Source organism: Parashewanella hymeniacidonis, assembly GCF_016900895.1.
Classification (GTDB): Bacteria; Pseudomonadota; Gammaproteobacteria; order Enterobacterales; family Shewanellaceae; genus Parashewanella; species Parashewanella hymeniacidonis.
Window position 1 is genome coordinate 1 of the sequence record NZ_JAFEUN010000017.1, and the last position, 12,067, is coordinate 12,067.

Genomic DNA, 12,067 nt, shown 5'->3' on the forward strand with positions numbered 1-12,067 from the left:
ACTGCGTGGACTTCTCAGCGCCAATTCTTCTTTGTTACATTAGCTCGAAAGAATCCCGATATTCCTTCGCTAATGCGCCTCAAAGAATTGGCGCTGAAAAAGTCCTGAAACATGCATCTTCAACCTAGAAAACTCAGTTGGGTACGTTTTCAAGCGCAGAAAAAATTATCGGTAGCAAGGCAGAGCGTGCAGCAAGTAGTTAATCTACTTGCAAATGTTCTAACGCAGATAACGGCAATTTTAACCATCTTGTGAGCGTAGAGCGATTCACCCAACAGGTGATAATATTCAATCAGGTTATTAATTTACTTTCATGGGCTTAAAAAGTCATTTAGCGTTCAACTGAGTTTTTTAGGTTCAAGTATCATGGGTATAAACGTTCAATTTCAATTTGAGAATCAATTTGTTGAAGAAGTTGAGATAATGTTTTCCCAATCACTTTCAAGAGTGATTGAATCGTTTAATTAGACGGTAACGACTTATCATTTTCTAGTTTTGATAAGTAGGATTGCTCAATACCAACCTGCTCAGCAAACTCTGGCTGGCTTAACCCTTTTTCAGTACGAAAAGATTTAATAATTTGCCCGAATGTCATTGGTCCTACTCCTTGTATATTTAATCTATCCTTTTGACTCAACAACAAATTCTTAAGTATTCCTTTAAGAATAAAAAGATGAATATTCAATGATATTAAGGAATTTTACTTAATAAAACAAAACTTAAGCTTTTAGAATACTTGCAACACCCTCCCAACCGTTTTTGCCTTGGGCCAAATCATAAAGTGCATTACGATCTGTTAACTTTTCGACATCGAAGTCTTCTGTTCGCAGAATATCTAATATTGCCTGTTTTTTATCTTGCTCAATGAGTAATTGAAGTGGAGATTTCTCTTGTTTATCTTTTTTATTTAGCTCTGCATAATTTACTTGATAAACACCATCGATTGAAAATGGATCATTTGCCAAGATTGGAGTTTTTTGTTTGAATACAAAGTTAAACAGTTTGCTAAAAAATCGAGTTAAACCTCGTTTTATAGTGATACGCAACGGTGTGGTTTTTCTTGCATTAGCTTCAAGTCCGACTAAGTGTTTTGCAATAACGCCATTATCCTTTTTAAGCGCATTTTCAAGTGGAGAGTCAGAAGCATTTAGCTCTCCAAAAACCTCATCGGCTCGCTCTGGAGTTTTAATACCATGGAAACCACCATGTTCAAATAATGCGGTTGCCGTTTTTAAATCATTATTCTTTCTTTCGTCAAACTCTTTAAGCCCTTCTACAGCTTTAGATAAATCAACGTCAGGAGTATCTTCAACTTTTAACCAATCAGAAACACCTTCAAGGTCAAGTTCTTTAACCTTAGGTCTCATTAGGTTCTTGATATTTTCAGCTTCTTTATTTTTTATTGCATCAAGGAGCTTTGATGTAACTTCACTGTCCTCAGAAGTAGCCGGGTCAATAATCGATTCAACTGCTGCTTTCTCTCCTACAGTTGCTAACTCACTATCTGGGGTTATGGGAGCTGACAAAACTATAGCTCCTTCATGAATACCTTTACTTTCATCACTAATCACACGCTTTACAGCTGCTGGTTGTAAAGAAGATAATTCTGGTTTTTTCGCCGTAGGTAAAGGTTTTTCTTTTTCTATTTCGCTGGTGCCAGAAACTTCACTTACTTCAGTTGTACCTATTGGGTTACTTGCTGGTAGCGGCGCTAGCCTGTCATATTCCAATGACATCTCGAAATCCTTCGAAGGCAAAGGTGGCCGTATATTTGCGTAAATAACTGGTTTTGTTGGTTCATCAGAAGAAGCTTGAGTAGAGTCGCCCAACCTCTCATGTAACGGACGCCCTGTAGCTTGTGAAAATAGTACATGCTGGCCTATGTCATCAGTGGGTTTTGGTTCTCTTGAAGTCTCTGTTAATTGTTCTGAAGTCACATAAGCCTCAGACTCTGCTGTGTTTTTTTGTGCATTATCCTGTTGATACATAAGTTCAACATTATCTGGAGTCATTAGCATGACTGGATCGACCTGTACTTTTCGCCTCTGACTTACATTATTTTTCTCTTCTGCTTTTAGTTTAGCAGCGAGCACTAGAGGGTCATCCATTTGTGTGTATAAATCAGTTTCTTCTTTAAGGTTCTCAACTGCATCATAGATATGTTCCTCTTCTGGGAAAGGTAAGCCTTCCTCTTTAAACTCTACTCTAGGCTTCAAAGCATCTGTCACAATGCTTGAATTTGGGTCTGTATACATATGTTGATTATCTGGATTATCTACAACATCATTATGAGGCGGAGCTACAGCCGTCTCTCTCTGTGCAGGTATTGACTCATACATTTGATTGCCAATCGCAACTTGATCTGACTGTCCAGGTATTGACTCATACTTTGTACTGTCAATAACAATACGAGACGCCATTACCCCTGCTTCCTTTGATGGTTTGAGTTTAACCATTGTTGGTTTCGGATCTAACAAATCATATACACCATCTTGTTGACTCTGAGCATGAAATTCATTTGCATCAGGCGCCTGAGCAACTTTACTTCTTTCAGCTTTAGGAGTCCCCTCTCTACTTGCTAAAGAAGCGCTACCTTTCTGCTCTGGATTTTTTATGTTCTTTGAAACCCATTCCTTCCACTTTTTAAGCTTAGAATCAATTTTACTTTTGAATTTGCTACGTTCCATTTCTAACGAATCCAATTTAGCTTTTGCTGCGTCGAGTTTAATTACCGCACCTTCAGAAATTCCTTTAGCAAGCGTTGCTTCATATTTAGCAGCAACTAGCCATTCTGATAAAGCGCCTTTTAAATCTGAATATAATTGTGCTTGTTTAGTAACAAATTCTTTATGCTCTTTCGCACGTTTTAATCCAGTACGCTTTGTTCCAAATACCTTTTTGGTAGCGTCTAACTCACTATCATAATGCTGTTCCTCCTTCTTAAATTCATCCAATTTTTGAGCATACTCAAGCTCGACATCCCTTACTCTCTGCATCTTTTCTTCTACTTTTTTCCTAGAAATAGGTTTACTCGAAGTAAACTTACTCTCTGATATGGGTTTGAGCTGGGATTTTTGTGACTCACTCTTACATAGCTTTTCAATCGGAGTTAGAGGTAAAGGAACGCTTTGCATTTTGTTTTTTCTTCGAATTTTCTGATGTTCATATTGTTCGCCAGTTCTAGCAACTTCTTTTTTACCTAATGTAGGCGAAGAATCTGGAGACGTATCGGGAGATGAGTTAGGCGTAGTTGTTGAACTATCACTTTCTGAGGTAGCCGATTTTCGATCATTATGAAATTTTCTTACTGCAACTATTGAACTTTCATCCCCTTGAACTGATTTATTGTCAGATTCAAAATCACTAGGGGTAGTCCGCCATTGATTTTCAACTCCTGTTGCTGTTCTTGAAATTAGAGAACCTGTTTTAGGGACTTGAGCCATATGCTCAGGTTTCAATCCTGAAAACTTAACACCTTTTTTTTGTCCCACAGCATTATTCGGACTCAGACTTCTGTCTAAATCACTGGTATAGCTGCTTACATTTACGGTTCTGCTCAGGGAATCAACTGACACTTCTATCTCTCAAAATTTTTCTAATTAATAACTCGTTTAATAAACTAAGTTTATAAGATTTTTTCTGAGCCATAATTTACGGAAGATAAAAATTACTTTAATTTTTATTCATTAAAAAGTATTGAGAACTCAATGTTATTTAGATCAAGAAAGGTAGTTTTATTCTATTATAAAGTTAAACCTAAAGAGGTAAGCTGAAAGCCTTAAGGCTTGGTCTAATAACAACTTCTTGGGTACTACTACAAGAATAAAGAGATAAACACCTAATATTACTAAGAAGTTTTATGCGTCAATCCAAGCAAACGCCCAAGTAACCAACAGCATCTCTCCACTGAGGTTTACATTTTTCTTTTTCATCCCTAATTCTTTCATCAAGCTTATTTTTCAGCATTTGTTTATGCGTATCCGAGAGCCATAACCTACCGCTATCACCTTTAGATACAATCCCATTAAAAATGGCATGCTTCTTATTGTCTATAAGTAAGGTAAGAGGCGTATCTCCTTTTATATCCTGCTCATTTATATCACCACTGGTTACAGTAAACGGTTTTGCATCTTCCGTATTTTCTGTGTGAGATACTTGCCTAGAATTTGAAAATGCAAAGCTAAAGAGTCGACTTATCCAGCCCGACAACTTCCTTTTAACCACGATATAAAAAGGAGATGTATCTCTTGCTTCAGCTTCACTTTTAATGAGGTGATTTGCTATCTCATAATTGTTATTCTTTAGCGCTTTATGTAAGGGAGAACTTGAATCTTCAAGACCTCCGAAGACTTCATCTTGTATACCATGTTTCTTAGCTTGGTATTGTATCGTTTGCTGCTCAAACAATGCGTTAGCTGTATCTAAATCAGCAGTAGTCTTTTCATCAAAGCTATCCAGCTCTCTTAAAGCTGCCGCTGCATCGAAATTGGGCTTGTCAATCGCTAGCCAGTCACTTTCCTGCTCTATCTCATTATGTGTATATTTAACAGTTACCTTTTCTTGCTTAAAAGCTGCTAACTCTTTTACATCATTTATATTTCTTTCTCTCAATGCATTTACTAAAAGGTCTACCGTAGCCGAATTACTCTCAATAGGGGCACTTTGTGTACCTCCTACCATTTCAATACCTGTTTCTTCAATTTTAGGTTCAGGCAGTGGAACAGAAGACCTTTCGACCTCGCTTGTACTTTGCTGTATTTCTGATTTAGGCAAATTAAGTAAAGAGGCTGAATGGTTAACTTGTGCAGGAGGTGGAGTAACAACACTTACAGGCTCTCTGGGCATCATTTTAGGAGCAACTAGTGAAGAAGTGAATGGCTGTTCCTGAATATTGATTTTTGAAGGAACAGAATCTGCCAATTCATTCTGAGAGCTATCTACGACTCTATCAGATGTCATCCTTAACGAAAAAACCGCACTTCTTGCAGCAACTTCGTCTTTTGGAGGCTGCCTGAAACTCAATGATGAGATCCCGTCTGTTTCAAACTCAATGAGTGACCTATTTGGATTAGGTAATTCTTGAGCGGCAGGGTTAGGCTCCAAATTCTCATAAACAGTTGAGGCCAGGCTTTCACTTTTCAAGAATGTACTGTCAGCCGGAACTTTAGAGAGAGTTACACTATCTTCTGTTGCAGCTAATTCTCTATCACGAATCGAAACAAAATCACTATTTTGATAAGTATGTTCATTGACCTTTCTTTTATTGAATGGGTTATTCTTTCCGATCAGCCCTTGTGTCACATCTAAGGCAGCAAAATCTTCAATCGTAGCAAGAAACTCTGAATGTACTTTCTCATCTTGCTCTTCATTAAATACGGTTGGGTCAACATAACCTGCACTATCAAAATTAAGGCTTTTTCCTTCCTCATCACTTTGAGGCAGCGGCTTCATTGATTCGTAATCAACACTGCTTGTGGGATCGACGGTCTTAGATGAGCCAAAGACTAAAGATGCATACTGCTCTTCTGAGTGACGCTCCCTAGCAAACTTAACTTGATTTATGGTCGCACTGGGTGACAGAGGTGGAGGAGGTGGAGGAGGCATTGTAGGAGCATCATAAGCCCCCCTTACACGCTTGTTAACAACTTTTCTTCTTGAGTCAGAATCTGAGTCTGCAATTGTAGTTTGAGGGGAGCTCGAGCTTGTAGCTCTTTGCTTGGTTTGCTTTAGCTCTTTAGTTCCTTGTTTTTGTTTCTTCTGTTGTTCTTTAGCTTGAGCAGCAAAATAGGCTTCTCTCTTAGGAATCCAGTCTTTCACTTTCTTATTCACCTGTTTATGCAAATCAGAAAGTTCAGTCTTTGTTTTAGTAATTAAGTCAGCGTATTCTTGAGACTCTTTTTCGAATTTGTCAACTCGCAGAGGATTCACAGCTTGAGCAAGCTTATTAACGTCACTGTCTTTTTTAGCGACAGTATAAAAGTTTAAAAGCATATAATTAAACTCTAACTTTTGCTTTAAGTCAGAATAAGTTCGCATACTGTGGGCGTAAGTCTTTAAATACTCCTTCATAGATTCAAGCTTATTTTCATAAACCATTTTTTCTTCGGTTTGCCTTTGCAACTCATCAGCAAAGTTGTTCTCTAACTCCAACTTTGCAGCACGGAATCGAGTAACACTTTCACTCATAGATTCACTCTCTAATCCTGTATGATTAAAGTGAGTCACTGATGAATGTGTTGCCCTTTCTTCAGTATTAAAGCTTGCGGTAGACTCAATTTGTTCATGAGTTCGTTGTTGAGATGCATCGCTAGAGCTAATTCTTGTAGGTTGCTCAACAGAAAGTGAACCATTAAAAAATTCTGAGGTTAATCGTCCAACACTATCAGATAGAGAGCTCTGTAATTCAGCCCTCGTGACTGGTGACAAACTTCGCTCAATCTCTCTTTGATGCTCAGGTGACAATCCCAAAAATGTTTGGTGAAGCTGATAAACGGTTTGGCTGTCTAAAGATAAAGTTCTATGAGTTTGCGTGTTACCACCAACCGCCATATCACTTGGACGAAGTGCTTTTGTTGCGTCAAAAGACACCCCCAGATAGCTCTCTAGCTCACTCTTGCCTCGACTTGCTGCATTCACTGGTAGTGACAAAAAACTTGTTGTCATAAACTGCTCATTAGTTCTTGATATTTTTCGACGACTTGATGCAGTTTAACCGAAATGGTTTGAAATAAAATTGAACGTAAGGTGAAAAATTCTTTAATATTTGTTCATTAACACTCTAAATTAGACAACTATCAAAAAATAAAAAGCCCCATAAATAGGGGCTTACAGGAAATTTAAACTCTAAACTCGCCAACAGAAGTTTTAAGCTCTTCAGCCAATTGTGCAACTTGATGGCTTGACGCTGCAGTTTGCTCCGCACCCACAACAGTTTCTTCTGAAATCATAGCGATGTCATCAAGCTTTGCTGATGCTTGCTGGCTAACAACATTCTGTTCTTGTGCTGCTTCAGCGATGTGCATCCCTGAGTCATAAGCTTTATGTACAGAGTTACTGATTGTCTCTAATGCAGCATTAGCTTGTTCAGTTTTATCGACACAGCTATTAGCTTGTGAACGGCCAATTTCCATCACTCGCACCGCCTCTTCAGTTCCTTGTTGAAGAATTTCAATCATCTGCTGGATTTCACTGGTAGAGTCTTGAGTTCTTGACGCAAGACTTCGCACTTCATCGGCAACAACGGCAAAGCCTCGGCCTTGTTCGCCTGCACGTGCGGCTTCAATTGCAGCATTCAATGCCAATAGGTTTGTTTGTTCAGCAATCCCTCGAATAACATCAAGGATTGAGCCAATAGAAGCACTGTCTGAGTGAACTTTATTGATGACTTGTCCTGCTGTCGCCACTTCGTCTGCAAGCGCTAAAATTATGCGTTTGTTTTCTTCAGCAATTTCACGAATATGTTTAGCTTCTTCATCGGCTTGCTTAATTTCAACTAAAGCTTGCTCTGCACTTTCAGAGACTTGCTGTGCACTTGAATTAAGCTCTGTTGTTGCAGTTGAAGCAATATGAACCTGATCTTTTTGCTGATTAATACCCGCTGTGGTTTGCGTTGTAATCGCAGATGTTTCTTCCGCAGCGGCAGCAAGTTGAGTTGAACGGTCTAAAATGCCAGTAATAACATCCCTTAAGCTATCAACAAGCCGGTTACAGTTACTGGCTAACTTTGCAAACTCATCGTGGCCTGAGTCATCAAGCTTATGCGTTAAATCACCTGAAGCTAAAACTTGAAGCGCATGGTTCACTTCATCGAGTGATGACTTTAATGGACGAACAACCAAATAACTCACGATAATCGCTACTAAAATTACAATCACTTCAACGATCTTTGTTTGTGTACTTGCTGTGTCAATATTCTCGATAGCTTGCAGGTTAATTTTATTGCTGAACGTTTCAATATTTGTGTTGAGTTGCCCAAGCTTTTTCGCCAGAGACATCGCAGTGATTTCTGATTGTGTAAAACCAGAGCTGACTTTAGATTCAAGGCTCAATTGCTTAGCTTTTTGAGATAAGAAGGAATTTGCACCCTGGATTTGGCTCAATAATGTCTCAATATTGGAGGTCACTTCTTCAACAGTATCTAATGCTAAGTTATTTCTCTGTCCTTCAAGTTTTAGATGCTCAGCTTTAGCCATGACATCACCAACAACATAGCTCAGTTCATTATTTAAAATATCGTAATGCTGCTTGTCTTTACTATTGATGAGATCTAAAACAGTTGTTATTAAACCACTTAAATTAGAATCAATAGTAACCGCTGAAGCAGCGATGGCTTGTAAAGCTTTATCATCACTCCCTTCAAAGTCGATCAAATCAAGTAACAGAGAAGATGCATCATCTAAAGATGATTCAAAATTTTCACTTTTAACATTCAAGCTTTGTTGAATTTCTCTCGCTAATTTTTGGTCTGCAATGACGCTTTGGCTCGTTGATTGATAAGAGCGATATTGATTTCGTATGGCAGAAGCTTGATTCAATAAACGCTCATTGCTTCTCATTAACGCTTCAATTTCATTTAACCTTTGATTGAATTGCGTTGAACTATTTTGAAATTGATTTTGGATATTTGGTACTTTGCTCGCTTCATTGGTATGAAAAGCTTGCAAAGCTAACCTTCTTTGTTCACTAAGATTTTCAGATAGGAAACTTGTTGCTTTCAATGCAGGTAAACTGACTTCCTGCATTACCATCGTACTTTCTCTAGAACTGTTGTTGGTTCGATGAGACATCAATCCAAGAATGATAAGCATTAGGGTTACAATGCTAAACCCGCCAATGACGCGCATAGCCACGGAAATTTTCATAGGGTACTCCGACTTTATAGCTCTTCCCAAAATCAATACAGCACCCTATTTAAAAGCGGGTTTGCATTAATAAGTAGAAATTTCGGTATTGTTATTAAAAGGCGAGAAAATCAATGGAATGATGTAGCCGCACTTTACAGTTATATTTTTTGTTATCTGTAAATAATATCGGCAGTATTTCAACCTTACTTTAACCTTTTTTGGGTAAATTTTTCATTTGTTTCTAAATGCCACATTGTCATGAGTCCTCCCCACACACAGCCAGTATCTAACGCTATCAAATGTGGTTGTGAAACGTCTCCCATTAGTGCGGCCCAATGCCCAAAAACTAAAGTATTTTCATCACGTAGCTGGCTAGTGACTTCGAACCATGGCTTCAACCCTTCAAGGTGGCCTTGAGTCGCTGGCAACTTGCAGTTAAAATTCAAACTGCCATCTTGATGTAAGAAACGCATTCTCGTTAATGCATCGATGGTAAACTTTAACTTATCAAAATCACTCAACTCGTAATGCCATTTAGATTGCTTATTGTGATACATTTTTGAAATAAGAGATTCAATATAACGTTCACTTTTCAATGCATCTGACACTTCATTCGCTTGAAACAATAACGTCTCTAAATCCCATTGTGGTGGAACACCCGCATGCGACATAATGACGTTATGTTCAGGTAAATATCGAACCAGTGGTTGTTGACGTATCCAGTCAACCAATTTGGGTAGGTGAGGAGAATCGAGTAATGGATCGAGTAAATCTTTAGGATTACGCTTTTTGACGCCGGCAGCTAATGCTAATAAATGCAAATCATGGTTACCTAAAACCACTTTTACACTATTTTCTAAACCATACAGATACTCCAACGTCGCTAGAGAGTCAGGACCACGAGCAACTAAGTCACCGACGGCCCAAAGCTCATCTTTTGATGGATTAAAATCGACGGCATCAAGCAGCAGTCTAAGTTCTTGATAACATCCTTGTATATCACCAACAAAGTATTTAGACATATTTCCCTATCAATGAAGCAACCCTGGCACAGCTAGACGAAAACGTGGAATCATGGCTTTCACCATTTCACCGTTTTGCGCTTTCATATGATAAAAACCTTCCATAAAACCCAGTGGCGTATCTAACATTGTGCCACTGGTATATTGATACGCACTATCAGGTTCAATGGTTGGCGTTTCACCGACAACGCCTGCTCCATTCACTTCATTTTGCTGACCATTTCCATCTGTGATGATCCAATGGCGAGTTTCTAATTTAGCAGGTAAATCACCTAAATTAACAATCGTAATGGTATAGCTGAATAAAAACTTATCTTCTTCTGGAGAGGATTGCTCCTCAAGGTAATCTGTTTTTACTTCAACTCGAAATGAATGGTTATCCTGTGCCATTTTTATTCCTATTTTCGACAGATGTGATTCGCCATTTTTACAAACTGCTCAACACTGATCTGTTCAGGACGCAAAGTAGCATCAATATCAAGTTGTGCAAATTCATCATCACTCAGAACAGATTTTAAGTTATTTCGTAGCGTCTTACGTCGCATTCCAAATGCTTGAGTGACCAGTTTACTTAAAACATTTATGTCATCGCAAGGATAAGGTTTAACTTCATATGGCAACAAACGAACTACGGCTGAATCAACTTTAGGTGGTGGAGCAAAACACTCTGGTGGCACTTCAAGAACAGGAACTACCTGACAATAATACTGCGCCATTACGGTTAAGCGACCGTAGGCTTTAGTGCCAGGACTTGCTGATAAGCGTAAAACCACCTCTTTTTGAAGCATAAAATGCATGGTTTCAATCATTTCTGCAAATTCAAAAAGATGAAACATCAACGGTGTTGAAATGTTATAAGGTAAGTTACCAAATACTTTCAGTTTTTTGCCATCCTCTTTCAGCGTACTGAAATCAAATTGCATTGCATCACCTTGATGAATCTCCAGCTTATCTTTTAAAAATGGATGTGTTTTCAGACGCTCAACGAGGTCTTTATCTAACTCAACAACCGTAAGCTTTTCGACATCTTCAGCAACTGGCTCAGTAAGAGCCCCTAAACCAGGGCCAATTTCGACCATGGTATGATCGTTATCTGGAGAAATGGCGCCAACAATGCTGTCGATGATATTCATGTCAGTCAAAAAGTTTTGACCAAAACGTTTTCTGGCCGTGTGGCCTAAATGTACTTTACTGCTCATTACTATTAATTCTTTTCGGCCAGTTCAATGGCTTTATTTAAAGCGCAGACAAAACTTCCAACGTCTGCTTCACCAGTACCAGCTAAATCCAATGCGGTACCATGATCTACTGAGGTGCGGATATAAGGCAAACCAAGTGTAATATTCACTGACTTACCAAACCCTAATGATTTTAAAACCGGTAACCCTTGATCGTGATACATTGCGAGAACGGCATCTGCATCTTCAAGGTATTTAGGTTGGAATAGTGTATCTGCGGGCAGTGGCCCTACAATATCCATCGCTAAATCTGCACGTAACTCTTCAAGCGCAGGAATAATAATATCAATTTCTTCTCGGCCTAAGTGCCCATCTTCACCTGCGTGAGGGTTGAGACCACAAACATAAAGCTTAGGTCGTTCAAGCGCAAACTTTGTCGTCAAATCCTTATGAAGAATATTAATGATATTTTTAATGCGTTCAGCCGTTATCGCCTTTGAAACATAAGCTAATGGGATATGCGTTGTAACTAATGCAACTTGTAATTCAGGAGCTGAGAGCATCATCACTACATCTTGGCACCCTGCTTGGTTAGCAAAAAATTCCGTATGACCACTAAATGAAATGCCTGACTGATTGATGATACCTTTATGGACAGGGCCTGTAACTACAGCATCAAACTCACCACTCATATTGTGTTCACCTGCAAACTTTAAGGTATCAACAACATAAGCACTGTTTTTATCGTTCAGTACCCCACATTCAACGTCTTCAACAACATCAAAAGGCACAATATTCAACGTACCAGCTTCTTGTGCAATAGGGACATGCGAAGGTTGATAAGGCTTAAGCGTCAAGGGAAGCCCCATTTGCTTTGCTCGTTCTTTGAGTAATTTCGGGTCAGCACAAACGACAAGCTCAGCAGGCCATGGCTGCTGAGCTAATTTAACTACGAGATCCGGGCCGATACCTGCTGGTTCGCCCGGAGTAATGGCGATTCGTTTAATCGTCAAAAATTAAAACC

General features: G+C 38.9%; 8 protein-coding genes. All 8 read right to left on the reverse strand.

All coding sequences use genetic code 11. From position 1 onward, the window contains the following. Nucleotides 1-460 precede the first annotated feature (460 nt). On the reverse strand, nucleotides 461-595 hold the full coding sequence (locus JQC92_RS05405; protein ID WP_204998688.1) for a helix-turn-helix domain-containing protein: 135 nt from the start codon (nucleotides 593-595) through the stop codon (nucleotides 461-463). Between the two features lie 124 nt (nucleotides 596-719). Continuing rightward, nucleotides 720-3,575, reverse strand: coding sequence for a hypothetical protein (locus tag JQC92_RS05410; RefSeq protein ID WP_204998689.1), 2,856 nt, complete (start codon nucleotides 3,573-3,575; stop codon nucleotides 720-722). 289 nt (nucleotides 3,576-3,864) lie between these two features. Next, nucleotides 3,865-6,663, reverse strand: a complete 2,799-nt coding sequence (locus tag JQC92_RS05415) for a hypothetical protein (RefSeq protein WP_204998690.1) — start codon at nucleotides 6,661-6,663, stop codon at nucleotides 3,865-3,867. 173 nt (nucleotides 6,664-6,836) lie between these two features. Next, nucleotides 6,837-8,861, reverse strand: coding sequence for a HAMP domain-containing methyl-accepting chemotaxis protein (locus tag JQC92_RS05420; RefSeq protein WP_204998691.1), 2,025 nt, complete (start codon nucleotides 8,859-8,861; stop codon nucleotides 6,837-6,839). A 185-nt stretch (nucleotides 8,862-9,046) separates the two neighbouring features. After that, entirely contained in the window at nucleotides 9,047-9,865 is an 819-nt protein-coding gene (locus JQC92_RS05425) for a symmetrical bis(5'-nucleosyl)-tetraphosphatase (protein ID WP_204998692.1), read from the reverse strand. Between the two features lie 9 nt (nucleotides 9,866-9,874). Beyond that, nucleotides 9,875-10,255, reverse strand: a complete 381-nt coding sequence (gene apaG / locus JQC92_RS05430; protein ID WP_204998693.1) for a Co2+/Mg2+ efflux protein ApaG — start codon at nucleotides 10,253-10,255, stop codon at nucleotides 9,875-9,877. An 8-nt stretch (nucleotides 10,256-10,263) separates the two neighbouring features. Then, nucleotides 10,264-11,064 (reverse strand): 16S rRNA (adenine(1518)-N(6)/adenine(1519)-N(6))-dimethyltransferase RsmA, encoded by an 801-nt coding sequence (gene rsmA / locus JQC92_RS05435; RefSeq protein ID WP_204998694.1) that lies wholly within the window; start codon nucleotides 11,062-11,064, stop codon nucleotides 10,264-10,266. 5 nt (nucleotides 11,065-11,069) lie between these two features. Beyond that, nucleotides 11,070-12,056, reverse strand: coding sequence for a 4-hydroxythreonine-4-phosphate dehydrogenase PdxA (pdxA, locus tag JQC92_RS05440; protein WP_204998695.1), 987 nt, complete (start codon nucleotides 12,054-12,056; stop codon nucleotides 11,070-11,072). Between the last annotated feature and the right edge of the window lie 11 nt (nucleotides 12,057-12,067).